The sequence below is a fragment of the Bacteroides sp. 14(A) genome, from assembly GCF_000526555.1.
Classification (GTDB): Bacteria; Bacteroidota; Bacteroidia; order Bacteroidales; family Bacteroidaceae; genus Bacteroides; species Bacteroides cellulosilyticus.
Genome location: NZ_JAGH01000001.1, coordinates 195,842 through 216,075, shown reverse-complemented (window position 1 = coordinate 216,075; position 20,234 = coordinate 195,842). Strand labels below are relative to the sequence as shown.

Annotated in this window: 13 protein-coding genes; 3 read left to right on the top strand and 10 right to left on the bottom strand. The window is 43.5% G+C overall.

The genetic code is table 11. The features are described from left to right. Positions 1-89 precede the first annotated feature (89 nt). The 3 genes from murI (at position 90) to proB (ending at position 2,381) form a co-directional block, all read left to right on the top strand. Positions 90-929, top strand: a complete 840-nt coding sequence (gene murI, locus K429_RS0100735) for a glutamate racemase (RefSeq protein ID WP_007217073.1) — start codon at positions 90-92, stop codon at positions 927-929. 86 nt (positions 930-1,015) lie between these two features. Then, the gene (locus K429_RS0100730) at positions 1,016-1,252 is read left to right on the top strand and encodes a DUF2007-related protein (RefSeq protein WP_007210613.1); all 237 of its coding nucleotides are present in this window, start codon (positions 1,016-1,018) and stop codon (positions 1,250-1,252) included. Between the two features lie 46 nt (positions 1,253-1,298). Next, positions 1,299-2,381, top strand: a complete 1,083-nt coding sequence (gene proB / locus K429_RS0100725) for a glutamate 5-kinase (RefSeq protein ID WP_007217072.1) — start codon at positions 1,299-1,301, stop codon at positions 2,379-2,381. A 191-nt stretch (positions 2,382-2,572) separates the two neighbouring features. Here proB and K429_RS0100720 read toward each other — a convergent pair whose 3' ends face one another. The 10 genes from K429_RS0100720 to K429_RS0100675 form a co-directional block, all read right to left on the bottom strand. Continuing rightward, positions 2,573-3,985 (bottom strand): glycoside hydrolase family 30 beta sandwich domain-containing protein, encoded by a 1,413-nt coding sequence (locus tag K429_RS0100720; protein ID WP_025725733.1) that lies wholly within the window; start codon positions 3,983-3,985, stop codon positions 2,573-2,575. Positions 3,986-3,993: 8 nt separating this feature from the next. After that, positions 3,994-4,980: a family 43 glycosylhydrolase gene (locus K429_RS0100715; protein ID WP_007210616.1), complete on the bottom strand. Its 987-nt coding sequence runs from the start codon at positions 4,978-4,980 to the stop codon at positions 3,994-3,996. A gap of 42 nt (positions 4,981-5,022) precedes the next feature. After that, a complete protein-coding gene (locus K429_RS0100710; RefSeq protein WP_025725732.1) occupies positions 5,023-7,587 on the bottom strand; it encodes a beta-glucosidase in 2,565 nt (854 codons plus the stop codon). 24 nt (positions 7,588-7,611) lie between these two features. Continuing rightward, a complete protein-coding gene (locus K429_RS0100705) occupies positions 7,612-9,876 on the bottom strand; it encodes a GH92 family glycosyl hydrolase (RefSeq protein WP_025725731.1) in 2,265 nt (754 codons plus the stop codon). A 130-nt stretch (positions 9,877-10,006) separates the two neighbouring features. Then, positions 10,007-10,969 (bottom strand): family 43 glycosylhydrolase, encoded by a 963-nt coding sequence (locus K429_RS0100700; RefSeq protein WP_025725730.1) that lies wholly within the window; start codon positions 10,967-10,969, stop codon positions 10,007-10,009. Positions 10,970-11,056: 87 nt separating this feature from the next. Further along, a complete protein-coding gene (locus K429_RS0100695) occupies positions 11,057-12,319 on the bottom strand; it encodes a glycoside hydrolase family 71/99-like protein (protein ID WP_025725729.1) in 1,263 nt (420 codons plus the stop codon). 181 nt (positions 12,320-12,500) lie between these two features. Next, a complete protein-coding gene (locus tag K429_RS0100690) occupies positions 12,501-14,036 on the bottom strand; it encodes a glycoside hydrolase family 71/99-like protein (protein ID WP_025725728.1) in 1,536 nt (511 codons plus the stop codon). Positions 14,037-14,139: 103 nt separating this feature from the next. Continuing rightward, the gene (locus K429_RS0100685) at positions 14,140-14,928 is read right to left on the bottom strand and encodes a DUF3823 domain-containing protein (RefSeq protein WP_025725727.1); all 789 of its coding nucleotides are present in this window, start codon (positions 14,926-14,928) and stop codon (positions 14,140-14,142) included. Between the two features lie 26 nt (positions 14,929-14,954). Continuing rightward, the gene (locus K429_RS0100680; RefSeq protein WP_025725726.1) at positions 14,955-16,952 is read right to left on the bottom strand and encodes a RagB/SusD family nutrient uptake outer membrane protein; all 1,998 of its coding nucleotides are present in this window, start codon (positions 16,950-16,952) and stop codon (positions 14,955-14,957) included. Positions 16,953-16,972: 20 nt separating this feature from the next. After that, the gene (locus tag K429_RS0100675; protein ID WP_025725725.1) at positions 16,973-20,164 is read right to left on the bottom strand and encodes a TonB-dependent receptor; all 3,192 of its coding nucleotides are present in this window, start codon (positions 20,162-20,164) and stop codon (positions 16,973-16,975) included. Between the last annotated feature and the right edge of the window lie 70 nt (positions 20,165-20,234).

Genomic DNA, 20,234 nt, shown 5'->3' with positions numbered 1-20,234 from the left:
GGTACCTCAGCATAACTTTTTTCATGCAAGCATGAAAGTTCTGCATTCGATTTGCATTATCTTTGCATTGTGTACAAAGTATTTCTGTTATGAAGCAAAAATTACCCACTATCCCCGGCCCTATCGGTGTATTCGACTCCGGATATGGCGGACTGACTATCCTGAGCAAGATACGGGAAGCCCTGCCCCAGTACGATTACATCTATTTGGGAGACAATGCACGTTCACCCTATGGTACACGTTCTTTCGAAATCGTGTATGAGTTCACATTGCAAGCTGTCACCCGATTGTTCGAAATGGGATGCCATCTCGTTATCCTGGCATGCAATACGGCGTCCGCCAAGGCATTACGCAGCATACAAATGAACGATCTTCCCGAAATGGATCCTGCACGTCGCGTACTGGGCGTCATCCGTCCTACTGTGGAATGTATCGGTAATATTACCCATAGTCGCCATGTAGGAATTCTGGCTACTGCGGGAACCATAAAGTCGGAATCCTATCCGCTGGAAATACATAAACTTTTTCCGGATATCCAGGTGGAGGGTGAAGCCTGTCCGTTATGGGTATCCCTCGTAGAAAACAATGAGGCGGAAGGAGACGGAACTGATTATTTTGTACGCAAATATATCAACGAACTTCTGTCAAAAGATGAACAAATCGATACGGTCATTCTCGGATGTACCCATTATCCAATACTGCTACCTAAAATAGAGAAGCATATGCCCAAGGGCATTACCACCGTAGCACAAGGGGAATTAGTAGCAACTAGTCTGAAAGATTATTTACAGCGTCACCCGGAAATGGACGCCAAATGTACAAAAGGCGGAAATTGCACCTACTACACTACGGAAGCAGAAGAGAAGTTCACCGAATCGGCATCTACCTTTCTGAATGAAGCGGTAACTGTGCAGCGAATAGAGTTATAATTGCCAAACATTTAAGGATAAAACAAATCTTTTCTCCGAAATACTTGTTATATTTGTAATATATAAATCTATTAATTCTTACCATTATGAAATCAACAGACTATAGCCGCACAGTTGAAGTGTTCAAAGGATCACCGTGGGAAGCAGAACTTGTTAAGGGTTTACTCGAAAACAATGGTATAGCAACTATTATCAAAGATGGACTTATGAGCACCATCGCACCTTATATAGCACCGGATGTAACCATTCTCGTCAGCGAGGAAACATATGAAGATGCCATGGAGATAATCCGTGAACGTGATAAAGGAAAAGACGAAGAATAATCCTTTCACTTTCCTCCAGAAACCACATAAGAACGATATACAACACATGGAACAACAATTTTCGAGAATAGCTGTAAAGGTAGGCAGCAATGTCCTGACACGCCGTGACGGTACTCTGGACGTAACACGCATGTCCGCTTTGGTCGATCAGATAGCTGAACTGCATAAGACAGGAGTAGAAGTCATACTTGTGTCGTCCGGAGCCGTAGCTTCCGGACGTAGCGAAGTGCACTCCGCCAAGAAGTTGGACAGTGTAGATCAGCGCCAGCTTTTCTCTGCCGTAGGCCAAGCCAAACTAATCAACCGTTATTACGAACTCTTTCGCGAACATGGTATTCCTGTTGGTCAAGTGCTGACTATGAAAGAGAACTTTGCCACCCGCAGACACTATCTCAATCAAAAGAACTGCATGACGGTGATGTTAGAGAATGGAGTGATTCCCATCGTCAATGAAAACGATACGATTTCTGTAAGCGAACTGATGTTTACGGATAATGATGAGTTGTCCGGCCTGATAGCCTCCATGATGGATGCACAGGCTTTGATTATTCTCAGTAATATTGACGGAATTTACAACGGTTCTCCTGCTGATCCAGCTTCTGAAGTGATCCGTGAAATCGGTCAGGGAAAAGACCTTTCTTCATACATTCAGACCTCCAAGTCCAGCTTCGGCCGTGGCGGAATGCTAACTAAAACCAATATTGCCCGTAAAGTAGCTGATGAAGGTATCACAGTTATCATTGCCAATGGTAAGCGGGACAACATCCTTGTCGATTTGATTCAACACCCTGAAAGTACGCTATGTACCCGCTTCACTCCTTCTCCCGAACCTGTATCCAGTGTAAAGAAATGGATTGCACACAGCGAGGGGTTTGCCAAAGGCGAGTTACACATCAATTACTGTGCTACCGAATTGCTTTTTTCGGATAAGGCAGTCAGCATTCTACCTGTAGGCATCATCGACGTCATCGGCGAATTTGAAAAGGATGACATTGTGCGGATTGTAGACTTCGGAGGTAAGCCCATCGGTGTGGGTAAGGCAAACTGTGATTCCACACAGGCCAGGGAAGCAATGGGAAAGCATGGCAAGAAACCAGTAGTACACTACGATTATCTCTACATAGAATAATAAAGAAAAGGAAAGAAGGTGCATCAGGATTACTCTTAATGCACCTTCTTTTTATTTCATGCCGTGAAACTGTCAGTTTCATTACTTGAAACCGTTTGTTTCATGCCGTGAAACTCTCAGTTTCATTGCTTGAAACTGTTTGTTTCATGCCGCGAAACTCTCAGTTTCAAGCTGAGATACCAGTACTGCCACTATAACTTCCAACTTACAGTATGGAATGAGTGGGGAGGCAACGTAAGCGTTACCCTCTGTTCCCTCACTTTTACACACATTGTTTCCTCATGATCAGTCACATTTGCAACGATGGCAGTGATTGTACCATCCGGATTAACGAAAGCAAGCATATTCTTATCCGACGGTGTTTCCAGCCTATAAGCGCCTGTCTGTACAAAATGCCCTAAATGCTTCATCAGATAAAATTCCGGATTATACTTTACGGTTTGTTGCTTTTTGTCAATGGACACCATAGAATTCTGATTCCATCCCCAAGGACTAATGCCCGGAGTAGGAAGAATCATATTCCAATAGTGATAGGAATTGATACCATTACTGAAATAATGCTTCATCAGGTTCCACGTATATTCAGCATAATCCCATGAGTTTGCTCCGTTGCCACATTCAGTCTCAGTTTGCATCAGGTTCAGATTAGGATATTCACGATGGATAGTTGGGATAGCCTTCTTACCATCCCACTGGAAACCAACACCCTTAATGTACTTAGCTGCCTGTTCATCCCGCAAAGCAGTGCGCACATAATCCGGATTGGATGTATTGATAGTTCCAAAATAAATATCAGTTTTGATATTCTCCCGCTCGAAAGTCGGCCCCAGATAATGCCCCAGGAAGAAAGTCAGATCTTCCGTGCGCCATTTACAACTGGGAAAAACCTGGTTGGAACAAGGCTCATTCTGAACATGGATACATTCCAGCGGTAATCCTTCGGCTTCATAAGCTTTAATAAAACGCGCAAAGTAATCGGCATACGTTTTCAGATACCCCTCTTCCATCCGGAAACCGGTACTGAATTCTGCTATAGCTTCACGCGGTAGCAATCCATTCACGTCTTTCTCTCCGGACGGACGAACCGCAGAAGCATAATGATTATTCGTCTTCATCCAAGGCGGAGGACACCAGGGAGAAGCCCAAATGCGCAAGTCAGGATTTATCTGACGGGCAGCTTTAATATAAGGAATCAGAATATACCTGTCACGGTCGATATTGAAATTCACCAGATTAAAGTCTCCTGCAACATCCGCCGAAGAGTAAAAACTCATGGCAAAATCATTAGCTCCCATCGGAAGACGACAATAGTCGAAGCAAGCTCCATCTTTGCCAAAGATAGCTTGAAGAACAGCTTCACGATCTTCAGCCGACAAAGCATTCAGCGCATCCCAACCCATTTCATTGAAGCATCCACCTATACCCGTAATCAATTGTAAGCGTTGAGCCGGGTCAAGCACAATCTCTGCTCCGGTAGTTGTACGTTCCGGCTTTACCTTCTGTTTCACCCACGGAGAAGTCTGAGTGGTAGTATACCACTCGACCTTTTGCGCTGAAACAGTTCCACTTAGCAGGAACAGTAAAATCAGACTTATTAACCTCATAAGCTATCTTATTTTCTTTGTTTCACCATCTGGATAGTTCCGTCTTCATTGTAGTAAAGTTTGTCTACACAAATAGAGCGCAACCAGTCATGATTAGATAAAGCACTGTTGTGGTAGAATGCAAACCACTGACCTTTATATTCTACGATAGAACCGTGATTGGTATAGCTGTCTGTAGGCTCCATATAGATACCCATAGATTTCCAGGGACCGAGCGGGTTATCACTGATAGCATAGCGCATACGGTTGTCACCTTTCACACCGTCATTCCAGTTTTCATCGTGATTATCGGAATAAGAGAGATAGTATTTTCCATTATATTTATGAATCCATGTAGCTTCGTGGAAGTCTTCCAGACCTTCCATTTCCTTCATTTCTCCATCCAGTTCCACCATATTATCTTTCAGTTTACCGCCTTTACAAATCTGGCCGCCACCGTTATAGATATAAGCCTGACCGTCATCATCCACAAATACACAAGGGTCGATCAACGGGTCCATTCCTTCGATATACCCCTGCACAGTAAAATTAGCAGCCGGTTCTTTGCTGGTAGCTACACCGATCTTCCAACTATCATTCCACTTCGTATCACTGGGATGCGGGAAGTAGAAATAGTACGTACCATCCTTGTAAGCACAGTCGGGAGCCCACATAAATCCACCTTCTTTGCGTCCCCAGGGCACTTGTGACGAATTCAGAATTTCACCATGATCTGTCCAATTCACCATATCATCCGTAGAGAACACATGATAACGATCCATCAAATCGCAACCACGCGGAGGATCTATATCATGCGAAGCATATACATACAAACGTCCGTCCGCCCATACATGTGCCGAAGGATCGGCGGTGTACATGTGCGTGATAAATGGATTGGGAGCCATACTGTCAATTCCCGCCGCTTCTTCTTTCGTCGAATTGCTTTTAGGCGACTGACAAGAGAACATAACTCCCACCAGGAATAATGCAAAAATAGGATAAAAATGCTTTTTCATAAGTAATGTGTTTTATATTAGTAATTAATAGCACTGTTTCTGTCATTTCTGCAATACCGAAACCACTTTCTGTAAACGAATATCAGCAGAAGAAGCACCTACCATGATCGTATAATCACCGGAAGGACAGACAAACTTATCTTTCGCCTCATCCCAATAACGCAACAGATCTTTACGCAGTTTCAAAGTCACCTTCTTGTTTTCACCACTCTTCAATGTGACACGCTCAAAACCTTTCAGCTCTTTGATAGGCATTATTTCATCCCGTTCAGGCAACTTCACGTATACTTGAGCAACCTCATCACCTGCATATTTACCTGAATTCTTCAGTTGGAAAGAAACATTTATCTCCTCTTCACCATCTGCCACTTGCAGGTTGGAATACTTAAACGTGGTATAACTTAAACCATAACCGAAAGGATACAAAACATCCCCTTTGAAGTATTTATAAGTACGTCCCTTAGTTATATCATAATCATCAAACGGAGGGAGTTCATCCAGACTTCTGTAATAGGTCAACGGCAGACGACCACCCGGATTATAATCACCAAACAAGACTTCCGCTACAGCTTTACCTCCGCTTTCACCGGGATACCAAGCATTCACGATAGCCGGAATATGCTCATCCATCCAGTTGATAGCCAATGAGCTACCTGCTACCAATACAACTACGATATTCGGATTTACTTTGTAGATTTCCTGCAAGAACTCTTGTTGGTCCGCCGGAAGCTGAATATCATATCTGTCTTGCCCTTCACGTTCTATTGACTTATTAATACCCAATACGGCAACCACTGTCTCACACTCACGCACCGCCTTTCCGGCTTCGCCGTACAAATCCAGTCGCGTCACTTTTCCTACCTGTGGAACACGCCATTGCAGTTTGGCAATAGCATAGTCACGGTTATCATAATATTCAGCCTTCAACTGATAATCTTTTCCGGCTTCCAGATAAATAGTAGCGGTATCAGTCCGGACAGCATGTCCCGGCCACGCATCAATCAGCATCTTACCGTCAATGCTCAGGCGACAACCGTCATCCGATGTGAAACTAAGTGTATATTGTCCGGTAACCGTAGGACGCAATTTTCCGGTCCAACGGACAGACAAAGGAGATTTAGGCAAGAAGGGATCCGGCGCCTGGTTGGCAGGCTCAAAGTTGATCCATTCTTCTTTACGCACTTTCGGAGTTCCCTGCAACTTGGTATTGTCAAAATACTCGGCCTTCAATCCTTCCGGAAAACTGGCACCCTGTATAAGTTCCATTCCGTCTACAGCAGACTTCCATGGGGCGTATACCACTTTTACATCATCGCCTACCCTGTCTTTAATACCTTGCAATACAGAGATCGGAGCGATTACCGGCAATCCGCTATAATCACCAAACTCACTGCTACCCGCATTGATGCCTACCACTGCTATGGATTTTACCTTCCTGGCGTTAAGCGGCAACATTTTCTTTTGATTCTTGAGTAATACAATACACTCACGTGCAGCATTCAAAGCCACTTCCTGATGTTCTGCCGATCCTATCACAGCAGGAGATATTTTCGTATAAGGATTCTGTTCTCCACTATCGAACAATCCTAATTCCATACGCGCTCTCAACACCCGATAGGCTGCGGAGTCGATGTCCGCATCCGTAACCATATATTGACGGTATGCACTCAGCAAAGGCTGGTCATATACATCATCTCCACATTCCAGATCCAAACCTGCTTTTATGGATAAAGCAGCGGCTGCTTCTTTAGTCTTTACATATTTATGCGCATTCACTAACAAAGAAGGTCCACCGCAATCGGAAACCACATATCCTTTAAATCCCCAGTCCTTACGAAGTACTTTCGTCAATAACCAGGCGTTCAAGGTACAAGGCACATCATTCAGCGCATTGTATGCTGACATGATGGAAGCTGATTTACCATCCTTCACGCACGCTTCAAAAGCCGGAAGGTAATATTCACGTAACTGTTTTTCTGAAATCTGCGGATTACATACAAAACGATTGTGTTCTTCATTATTAGCCGCAAAATGCTTGGGAGTCGATACAATCTTCAGATAACGGTCATCATCGCCTTGCAGACCTTTCACAAAAGCAGTACCCATGATACCACTTAAATAGGGGTCTTCTCCGTAAGTTTCTGGCGTACGTCCCCAACGTGGGTCACGCGCCATATTCACTGTGGGAGACCAGAAGGTCAGCAAGTCACTGAACTGGCTTTTCTGCTCCCGTCCCTGATCCAATTCATTCCAACGGGCACGGGCCTCATCAGAAATAACCGTAGCTACCTGCAATTGCAGCTCCGGATTCCAGGTTGCCGCCAGTCCGATAGCTTGCGGGAAAACGGTAAAGCGTCCCGGTCGAACCACTCCGTGAAGCGCCTCGTTACCGTGGTAATACTTAGGAATATCCAGACGGGAAATTCCCGGAGAGGTGGCACGCAACAGGCTGATTTTTTCTTCAACCGTCAAGCGTGATAATAAATCCATGATGCGCTCATGCATCGGTGCTTTCTCATCCTTATATAGCTCTTGAGCCTGTGCCACTCCGGCACAGGCTATTAGAGCTAATAATCCTGTAAATACAATCTTTTTAAGTGTTTTCATGGTTTTTTCCTATTGACTTATACCTTATTGTTTTTCTGCGGATGGGGGCACTGCATCACCTGTGCTACCCCATGCCTTATTGGGTCTGCTACCCATCACCAATACCAATTTCCCACCTTCTTTTATGTCGTCATGACTAAACCAAGGCTTATTCCATTCTTTTCCGTTCAATGTTGCAGATTGGATGTATTTATTTTCATCCGACGCACCTTGTGCTTCTATTTCAAATACCTTTCCGTTGCTCAACATCACCTTAGCCTTAGCAAACAAAGGACTACCGATATTATAAGCCGGGAATCCCGGTGTAACCGGATAGAAACCTAAAGAAGAGAATACAACAAATGCCGACATACCGCCACCGTCTTCATCTCCCGGTACCCCCATCAGGTCGTTACGGAACCAAGTCTTCAGCAACTGACGGATACGTTTCTGTGTCTTCCAAGGCTGACCTGCATAGTTATACAGATAAGGAATATGCAAAGAAGGTTCATTGGCCATCGAGAATTGTCCCACATTTCCCGTATGATCCGGTATCTGTGCATAGAAAGCATATTTGCCACGTCCCAGCGGTTCACGGAAAGTCTGATCCAGATTTGCTATAAACTGTTGGTTACCACCCATCAAATCAATCAGATCGGCTACATTGTGAGGAACGTCCCAACGATAAATCCAACCATTATTCTCACCATAATATTCACGGGCACCCATACCTCCGGAGAAACGATAATCGAATGGTTCGATCCACTTACCATTCTTATCCTTCGGATGGAAGAAAGCTGTTTCTGCATTATACACGTTGCGATAATTATGAGCACATTGCAGATAGTGAGCAGCATCTTCTTTCTTTCCCAACATATCGGCTATACGCGACAAGCACCATTGGTCGTATGCTGTTCCCAGTGTAACTGCAATCGGCTGACGCTTTTCGAAATGATGTACATTCGGGTCTGTTTCTTTTTCTCCTTCCTGAAGTGCAGGGATATATCCGTTCTTCTTATAGAAATCATCAATCCAACCGGCGGCAGCCCCCGACCACGGAGCCAGTGTTTTTTCTTCAATTCCTTTACGGCAAGCTTCATAGGCCTTAGCCAAATCGAATTGTAAGCCTTTAGCAGCCGCATCAGCTACTGTTGCTACGGCATGATTGGAATTCATACGGCGGGAGTCACCTGTAATTTCAGGGAAGGTAGGCATCCACATATTACCCATTTGTTCAGCCATACGCAGATAAGAGTCAATCACATTCTTTTCCGTACCTTCGTCAATCAGGAGACGCAGGGGATGAGCTGCGCGATAGGTATCCCAAATCCAGTCGTCCGTATAGAAAGGTTCGCCATTATCCTCGTGCACTTTTCCGTCAAATGCACTGAAATAACGACCGCCCTCACTGATACAAACGGGGCGTTCGAATATGCGATAGAGTGACGTATAAAGAATTTGCTTATCTGTATCACTGCCACCTTCTACTTGAATATCGCTCAATGCTTTATCCCAGATTTGGCGTCCTTTTTCTGCCAAAGCCTGTAGATTATAGTCCGGCAATTCACGTTGCAGATTCTCTTTAGCCTGTTCCTCGCTTATAAACGAAATACCATAACGCAGATTTACCGTTTTCGTTCCGTCGGCAAAGTGCAAAACAGCACAGGCATTGCGACCTTCAGCTTCCTTCGTGCCTGCATCTATTTTACCATCAGCCAAGATACCCGTTTCTATAGGAGCAATATCCGATTCTATATACAAGTACACACGCGTATTATTCTCCAATTGCTGGTAACCGCTCACAAATCCGTCACCTGCTTTGATGGCACCGTTTCGTGAATTAATCATCATGTATACAGGTTTATCCTGCTGGCTATAATCTATCTGATAAAGAGCCGACTGATGAGAGGGTGCATACTTCACTTTAATTTCCTCGTCATCGAGAATCACCTCATAATAATAAGGTTTCAACTTTTCATCATCATAGCTATAAGCTACAACCGGACGAAGATTCTCTCCCTGATACGGACTCAGGTTGAAAGCTGAACTTCCACGATGGCTGGTTACAATCAAAGGAAGACCGTTCAACTGATCTGTTGTATAGTCCGCCCGTTCGGGATAAACACGAAGCATACTATTCGGCAGATGAATAGTCGGGAAAGTAGGCACCAGCAAGTGACTGATATTTCCCATGTAAGGATTTACATAGTCAACCGGACCTTTCACGGCAGTTACTTGATTTTGTACTCCACTACAAGCGCCCAACATGGAAACTAAAGCTACAGAAGCCAGGCAATGTGTAATTTTCATAATATAACAGTTTTAGTTTATATTTATTCGTGAAGGCAAATGTAAGACCTAAAGCTTTCCCTTTCGATTAAAAAAGACTTAATAGCCGATTAAAATTGAATAAATAGCTAAATAAGTCTCTTTTTAATAATTATTTCTGTCCTCGTGTCTGTTTTACCACCTGTATTGTTCCATCCGAGTTATAATACAGCTTGTCTACACAGACCGAACGTAGGTTTCCCTGTCCTGAAATAGAACAGTTATGATAGAAAGCATACCATTCACCTTTATATTCAGCTATAGATCCATGGCTTGTATCGCAACCTGTCGGTTCCAGATAAATGCCCTGATATTTCCACGGCCCCATCGGAGAGTCACTTGTTGCATAATTCAAGCGGTTGGCACCTTTTCCATTATCCGAGTGATTGTCAGCATACGACATATAGTAAACACCGTCTTTCTTATGCACCCAGGTAGCTTCATGAAAATCTTTCAGTCCTTCCATGTCTCTCAAAGGTTCAGCTATTTCCATCATATTATCTTTCAGTTTGGCTGCCGCACAACGACCGCCACCGCCATAATAGAAGTAAGCCTGCCCGTCATCATCTACAAACACACAAGGGTCAATCATTGCAAAAGCATTACCCAATCCTTCAATATATCCCTGCACTTCAAAGTCTTTGGCGGGATACTTGCTGGTAGCTACACCGACTTTCCAGGTATTATTCCAGTCATCACCACTCGGATGCGGAAAATAGAAGTAATAAGTACCGTTCTTATATGCACAATCGGGCGCCCACATGAATCCACCGTCTTTACGTCCCCAAGGCACCTGTGAAGAGTTCAGAATTTCACCATGATCTGTCCAATTTACCATATCATCCGTAGAGAATACATGATAGCGGTCCATCAAATCGCACCCACGTGGCGGATCAATGTCATGCGAAGCGTACACATACAAGCGTCCGTCCTCCCATACATGGGCCGAAGGGTCGGCAGTATACATGTGAGTAATAAAAGGATTCGGCCCTAAAGTAACCGTTTTTTGCTTTTGGCTGTTACAACTCATCAATGTGAGCGACAAGGCAGCCAAGGTGATAAAAAAAGTTTTCATACGTATATTTCCTGTTTAAGTGTTTAATATGATCAAAAATAAAACTACACTATTAAAAAATATTATTTTTTTTTTGTTAAAGCTGCACTATTTGTTCGCATCTCGCCGAGGCATTTCGAAACTCAGCGGTTTTTCATGACGAAGCATTTTTGCAGCCTCCCCTGTGAGCCACAAGTAATGGTCAGAAGGCATTCCATCCATCCCCACAAACTTGACTTCTTTCCCAACAGGAGGATTATCTGTACATTTAAAGATTGCAGTACCTTCGTTTACCTCATCAAACATAGCTACATACAGCATCGTAGCTCCTGCATTGATCGCTGTAGAAATCTGTTGCCAATAGAAACGTCCACCCTGACGGGGAATCGAACCGGAAGGTTTCACATCATCCTTAAATGCATGGCGACTCAGATTGTACCAGCTGAATCCCGGAGTTACACAAGGCACATAGCCGATATTATTCTCTTTACACCAAGCAATATCATCAAGAATGACATCTCGATAACGGTCCATATCATTGTGAAGCAATGGAGTAAAACGCTGGACCATCCATGGCAAAATAATATCTGCCTGTTTGATCAGTTCGTGTAAGTAGGGGTCGTGTACACAGTCAGCATTCAAGTCTCTCCAGAAAGTGGGTACCCCCAACATCACGCTACAACCACCATATTCCGGATCATTCTTCAAGAAATCCATGAAACGCTCCAGACCAATATTACGGATATCATATGGACGGTCTGGAAAACCAACTCCCCAAATGGTAACCAACGGCTTGCCATTATAAAAAACATACGTTTGTTCACCCTCTTGATTAGTCACACGCAACGAATCAACCAAATATTTCCAGTCGTCTATCAGCATGGAGCAATCTTCACCTTTAGCTCCCAAACCGGATAAATCATACATAACCCCGATAGCACGTCTATACTTGGATGCCGCTTTCATGGCATGTTGTAAAACGAAACTCCTTTTACGTGCTTCCGGACGAGCTGCTCCAAAGAAACGCTGCATGAACACTCCGTCCAATCCATACTCTTGCATCCACTTGAAATGTAGGTCTACTGTACTTTCATCGGTAGAAGAAAAGAAACGGGCAGTAGAACCATCAGCAAGTTTTTGGCCTGTCGGATATGTTTTTTCATATTCACTGACATCCGGCCACATATCAATACGGACACTATTCTCGTCAGGATACATCACTCCTTTGCCTGGCTGATGAAACCAGCCCTGATACCCCGCCATAACAAGACCCTTATATGATGGATATTTGGTATTTTTTGAATGCCTGGGTGCTGCACTCAAGCTTCCGAACAGGAAAAGAAAAAATAATAATAAAAAGCAGTTTCTCATAATTACAATAATTTAAGTAGTAGATATTAATTCTGGACTGTTATTGTCCATTCCAAAGTTTCTTGATAGGAATAACCGAAAGAAGGGGTAGTACTATTCATAATTAGCCATAATTACTTTTTGTCTGATTGGAATAGGTATAAGTCAGTAAAATCCGGCTCCTTATAGCATTAGTAACGAACTACCGTGCTGGCCAAGTATTCTTCAACGGCACCTCACCACGAAGCATCTTACGTGCCTGTCCGGTAAGCCAGAGATAATGATCAGTAGGCAGATCATCTTCAATACCCTGGAATACAATGTTCAATTCACTTGCCTTCTTACACCAGCCTCCGCCAAGTGTACTTTCATCCACCGAAGCAGCACCACGCCCATAACTACCAGTATTCTTATTATACCACACATAGTAATCCTTTTCAGGTACATTACTCGGAACATCCTTCTTGTTCAAGCACTTAAAAATAGCAGTACCTTCGTCTATTTCATCAAACATCGCAACATAGATCATCTCTGCTCCTAACTTGATGCCGCCATAAAGCTGTTCCCAAAAAAACTTTCCCCCCAAGCGATCTACCACACTATTATTCGGATGCATATTCAAATCAGCTCCACCTGGGAAGCAGTGAGGAGCATAATGCACACCGTTCTCTTTGCACCATTTAATGTCCGCATCAATTATCGGTTTACGTTTACTATTATAGTCAGCGATTGTACCATATCGACCTACAAACCAAGGAAAAATGACATTAGCACTTTTCACCACCTCTTGATACTTGGCACGTGGCCATTTAGTGGAGTTATGCGTACGCCAATCATCGTTCACGCCCAACATTATACTCCAACCTTGATCTTTTAACGCAGTTATCAAACTAATTATGTCTTCTGCATTGAAAGGCTTCTCATCAAAACCCACTCCCCAAAGAGCAAGAAGTGGCTTGTCATCCTCATATAGGTAGAACTTCTGTTGACTACGATCTTTTAACTGATACAAATCCATAATTGCCTGTGCATCCGCCAGCACTGCACTCTCATCGCGGCTACCTTCCATAAAACCTCCTAAATCATACATTATACTGATAGCACGTTGGTATTGGTTACTTCCCTTCATTGCATGTTTCAATACCATATCAAAGTGATCTTTTCCATCGGGATTATTGATGACCTCACCCACGAAACGTTGCATAAAAGCACCATCAATACCGTATTCCTTCATCCATTTGAAATGGAGTAGTACACTCGATTCGTCATAAGCACTATATACTTGCGCTACCTCACCGCTGGGCAGAATAAATTTGGAGGAACGATTAGTAGGACCATCCACACCTGGCGTATATTTCTTTGTATATTCAGACATATCAGGCCACATATCAATGGAATTTTGTAAGACACCTGGTTTAAACACATCATTTTCCCGATAATGATACCAAGCGGTATTATCCGCATTGCTATGACTACATCCATCACCTGGTGCTCCGAACCATCCCTGATAACCAGTCATCATCAATCCACGATAGGTATCAAACGGCTGGCCTTCTTCATGAAGGGTAAACGTTGGCTTATTATACTCTTCCTCAGTTGGAACAGTAGGTTTGTCAGGATCTTCCGGTTGAATAGCAGGCGGAATTTCCACCTTGTCATCACCACACGAAGTTACAAAACAACTTGACAACAAGCCACAACATATAATAAAGCATAATCTATTTAATTTCATTTTCATTTTCTCGTTTTTATATTAAAAGTCGGAAAAAGGCTTCGGAAACCTTTTTCCGACCTGTTATCCAAATTCAATCCTGTTTATAATTTTAAATAGCCACTATAATTTATTGAGGAACTTCAATCTTCACTATATCCGAGTAATTATACATTTGGAAGGTATCATCCACTCGGGCACCCATACGAACAAAAAAAGTGTAACCCGGCTTAGCCCATACAGCAAACTTATAGGTATCCTTACTATGAGTCAGTCCGTCACTGCCTTCCACACCATCAGAAATGTTACTCCATGCCTTACGCACGTTGATCACCGTTTTCTTCACTTTGTTCACTTCCAAATTGTAATAAGCATCCAAATGATTGGCATTACCACAGAACTGAATGGAACTAATAAAACAACGCACATCCATTATTTGTGGCATCACATCGCCACGATCTGCATTATAGCTTGGAATGGGCGGAGCAGCTAATCTTCCCTCTACGCGAAGAGTATCACCATCCAATATGGCAGAAAAGTCCGTAATTTTCAAATAAGGTGTCACCTCAAAGTTCCGTGTCACTTTGCCTCCTACAGGAACATTACGAAGTGTATCTACTGGCCACCAGGGACCTTCCGCAGCTACATCATACGTACCGGCAAATAATTTAGTATTGTTATACGTACCATCCTGCTTCACCGGAATATCCTGTGGAGAGGGATTGAGACTGTAACTCTTCTCCCAAATACGCACACGGGCTTCTGCCTGATCAGCAAGAATGTTCTGTCCTGTAGTAACATCAATAATGCTACCCGTCAAGCATTCTGACGGAGCATCGAAATTATCTACTTCCATGCAAGAGGCGACCCCAAAAGTCAATGTACCGCCTAACAACAAATTATATAAAAAATTCTTCATATTCATCACATTTATTAGATTTACCATTAATAACCGTCATTACGTATCAGCAGATCATTCTTACCTATTTCTCCACCCGGAATCTGTTCATAATACCATCTCTTGTAGAAATTTTGCTTGCGGTTCTCTACCGGTTCTTCACTCAAGAAAATCCATTTATCCTCGTCCACCACGTAGTAAGCAGAAAGTGTATGTACCTTCACACCATCCTGGAACATGACATCGGCCACGCGCCAGCGGCGCAAGTCAAACAAACGATGGTTCTCGTAACAAAGCTCACGAGCCCGCTCATCACGAATAAACTGGAGATTCTCATCAATGGGGAAACCATATACCTCCGTACCTAGATCGGCAGGACTACTTACCATTGTATAAAGACGAGCACCTGCACGGTCACGTAGTTCATTCACAATAGCAATAGCTTCTTGCTTCAACGCTTCGTCACCAAATTCCAAGCCCAATTCATATGCAGCTTCCGCCCAGTTACAAAGCACCTCACCGTAACGGAAAATCTTCCATGGCTGCTGGCATGAGAAGAAGACACGAGTAGTATTAATACCTTGATAGTCCACGTACTTACGAATGAAGGCCCCCATATAGCCACGGCCTTCGTCACCACCACTCACCGTCATACCATGCGCACCGGAAATCTTAACCATCTTGCCATTAATTTCCTGTGATTCGCCACGATTTGAAGCAGCATCAGTACGAATGCGAATACCTGCATTATACTCATTATCCGTACCATTTTCAGCACTAGTTACCATCGAAGCAGTCAGTCCGGCAAACGTCTTGTAGACACCAGCCTGAATATCAATCATTGTACCCGAATTCGGTTCCTTCATACCAGAGAAGAAAAACGTTGCCTGACAGCGTGCTTCCATTTCACCATTATTCCAGAAGTCGGTGATATCATTAAAACGAATCGGTTGGTCATTCTCGTCAATTGTTGTCGGAACTTGATACATAGAAATCATCTCCCATGTAGGCTGCAAAGCACAACCCAAGTCAGCGGATAGGCCATCGCCTAACGGTAATATCGCAGTATCCCACATGTGAAACAAACTGGTTCCGGCAGGCAGTTCAGAGTTAGAACCATATTCTTTTACAAAAATATCTTCGTCTTCTTTATTTATCTTTCCAAATACGTCAAGAAAGTTCTGCACCTTATCAGCCCCCGTATGTAACTTGAAACCTGCTTCTTTCAAAAACTTGCAAGCGTCATAAGATGCCTGAAAGAACTCGGTAGCTTTATCGGCAGACATACCCATCAATCCAGCTTGTACTGCCGGACCGGTGGTACTGATGTATCCACCATACTTAGCAATAGTACCTGCATAAAGCATAGCACGTGACATCAGAGCAGCTGCTCCATAACGGTTCATACGCTCCACCTTGCTTCTATCTGAAGCACCGTTCTCCATAGCAAATTCCAAGTCTTCCTGAATGAACTTCCAGCAATCATACTCCGTATCACGCGGCTGTTTCAACTCCTCAACAGGTGCCAAAGGATCAAGTACGGTACGCACGATGGGGACACCACCGTAACGCTTCACCATACCGAAATAATAGAAAGCACGCAAAGCACGAGCTTCCGCCAAATGCTCATTCAGTTCAGTACTACCCTCCTCATAATATTGCGGTAATTTCTCAATCAATGTATTAATATCGCGAATACGGTCATAGGGCCAATATCCCCAACCATCACCATACTCTGAACAGCGTCCAGTAGCCTCCAAACAGGCAGAAGCAGGACTACTTTTCTGTGCTTGCCATTGGTTACCCACGTGCCAACCATTATTGTTCACCGTAGCATACCCTTTTTGATCACCATTCTGACCATAATTAAAGTCTTCAACCGGCAGATCCTGATAAACCAATGCCAAATATTTTTGGATACCATTGTCCGAACTCATCAACACATTATCATAGAGCAAACCTTTGGGTTCCAAGTCCATATCGGCACACGAAATAACTGTCAACCCCAATGCGGCTGCTACAAATACATATTTAAATATCTTCATTTTCAATTCTCCTTATCATATTAGAATTTAAGCGTTGCGCCAATATTGAATGTGCGGTTCACCGGATAGTTATAGAACAAAATACCCTCATCACGATTGTTATTAGCTCCACCCTGACGGCCCGGACGTTCAGGATCAATATTATCCAGCCCCGTAAAAGTCAACAGGTTGTAAGCATTAACATATATACGTAGGTTTTTGATACCCGCTTTGACAAGCCAAGTCTTGGGTAACGTATAGCCCAATTCCAGTGTCTTCAGACGAATATACGATGTATTCTTGATGCCAGTAGAACCCGTACTGAAACTGTGACCAGTAGCTGGATAGAGCCCTGACACCCACTGCGTGTTGGGATTCCAAGGGTCGTCCGTTGCATTAACTGTATGCCAACGGTCAGTATAGATGTCCAACACAGCACCACCATTGAAGGGGCCTACCTCAGTGAATACTTCATCATACGAATTATACACACCTGCTGCGCCTTGCCAGTTCATGGAGAGATCAATCCCCTTCCATTCGGCCCCCATCGTTATACCATAGTTGAAAACAGGCAGATTATAGGTAGCCATCGGATGTCTATCATTATCATTTACAACACCGTCACCGTTCCAATCTTTATACCAGTAATCACCAGGCAGAGTTGACTGACCGAAATTAGCCCCCGTAGTATTGTGGTAACGAATCTGATCATAGTTAGTAAAACGACCACCTTCTTCATACGTAAACCATATGTCCTTGTTACGCCCTGAAACATCATTACGATACCAGTTTTCCATAGAGTTACCTGCCTGACCGTCCAAGTGATAGTCCCAACGGTTCTTGGTAGCAGATATCTGCCCATTCACCCAATAGGACACACCTGCTATGTTATTACGGTGTCCCAAGCTGATTTCCCAACCGTAAGTTTGGTCACTTTCAAGATTCTCCTGAGGTAATGAAGCACCTACTGTACCGGGAATAACGGCTGAAGAAGTAGCTAGCAATCCTTTACGTTTACGCTTGTATACTTCCAATGTACCACTTAATTTTCCGTTCCACAAGTCAAAGTCAATACCAGCATTGTATGTGTCGGATGTGTACCACGTCAAATTAGGATTAGGAATTGCTGTGGCCGATACACCGGTAATAAATGTACCGTTATAAATATAACCAATCTTACCATCCGTATCCAACTGATAGGCAATAGCCGTTTGCGGATAAGTACTGGCGCCGCCATCATCTCCCATGCGACCATAAGAGGCACGAATTTTCAAATTGCTCATAAAAGGCACCAGATTCTTTATAAATGTCTCTTCGCTGGCACGCCAACCTACAGAAACAGCCGGAAAAAGTCCCCAACGAGAATCTCTAGGAAAACTGGAAGATCCATCATAACGCAATGAAAAGTCTACCATATATCGTCCCTTATAATCATAGTTCATACGACCTACGAAAGCGCGACGTGTTTTGTCTCCTGCACCGTCCATCTTACCAATCTGACCTTCGTTTTCGCCATAGAGCAGGTATTCACCATCCAGCAACATAGAACGCTGAGCATAAAAATTCTCCCACTGATTATACTGTTCTTCAAACAAGGCCAGAACATTGATATTATGATCACCAAACTTTTTGTCATAGTTCAAAGAAAGTTGCATCACAGTACCATAAGAGGGATCCGTTTGGCGCTTCAAATAGGCATCAGCATGACGATCGTAAGTAGTCATTGTACCATCGGCATTCTTACTATACAGCTTGTACGCACGATTATAATACGTATTGTTTGTGGTATAGTAATCGTAACTATAAAAAGCCTTTGCCTGTAAGCCTTTCACACCGGGGATATCGTAAGTCAGTGCTAACGAACCATTGAAGTTATTACGCTTCTCACGACGAAAACCAGAAAGGCTGCTATTGATAGCGGCTACCGGATTTTCCGGCTCCAACATCTCAGAGTCATAAGCGGGAAGACTGTGATCACCATCAATATAAGCATCAGAGGTAGGACGATAAGTCCACGCTTTCTTATATACTGACCATATATCAGTAAACGGTTGATTCTTCTCATCCATGTAACCGCTTAATTGTACAGACGCCTTCAAACGGTTGGTGATTTTCGCATCTACATTGCTGCGGAAGTTCCAACGGTCATAATTCAGTGAATTGAATTTATAAGCACCCTCCTGCTTCAAATAACCAAGATTAAAGAAATATTTCACCTTCTCCGAACCACCGTTCACACTGACATTGTACTGCTGCTGTGGCACATTGTCGTTGAAGAGTTCCTTTGTCCAGTTAGTACCCTTGCGTCCGTTACGGCTATACTCAAAGATACGGTCGTAACTGTACGTGGGAGCCTGACGAAGGAAGAAGTTTTGCGTCTGCGTAGTATTGTATGTCTTCTCGTTAATTAGCAACATGTGCGTCACAGCATCTGCCGTCTCGGGTACATAAAGGAACTGCTGCCAGCCATAGTTGGCAGAAAAAGTAATGTCAAACTTACCATCAGCGGTTTCACCGCGCTTGGTTGTAACCAATATGACACCATTGGCAGCACGTACACCGTAAATGGCGGCAGAGGCATCTTTCAAGACAGATACAGATTCGATTTCGTTAGCATCCATACGCGAGAAATAATCTTTATCACGAGGAATACCGTCTACCACAATCAACGGCTCACCCATACCACGAATATCAATAGCATTGTCAAACTCACCAGGTTGCGAACTACGTTGAGAGATACGCACACCAGGAATTTTACCGGAAAGCATGTTTACCACATTTTCATTCTTGGTTACGGCTATTTCCTTGCTATTAACGGCAGAGACAGCACCGGTCAGCGTAGCCTTCTTCTGCGTACCATAACCTACCACCACCACTTCTTCGAGCATTTCGTTGTCATCTTTCAACGTAATGTTCAGTTTATTGGTAGAAGCTACTACCACGGCATCTTTATAACCAATAAAAGAAATGATTAATTTTTCTTTTGGGGCAGCTTCTATTTTAAAATTACCGTCAATATCGGTAATAGTGCCTCGTGTGCGATCTCCTTCCACCCGAATATTAGCTCCGATAACCGCCTCACCTGTACCATCGACTACCGTACCAGTAACAGTGCGAAGTTGTGCCGAGACAGGCAATGCAATTAGAAGGCACAGAAATGCAAACATCATCATTTTAAATGATGACGTGGAGTCACTTCTCCTCCTTTTATTATTTTGAATGTACTGTTTCATAAGTTAGATTTTTCTGTTATACGAAAATCTTAATTGGTCTGGAATTTCAGCAAAAGGAGCAGACATAGTG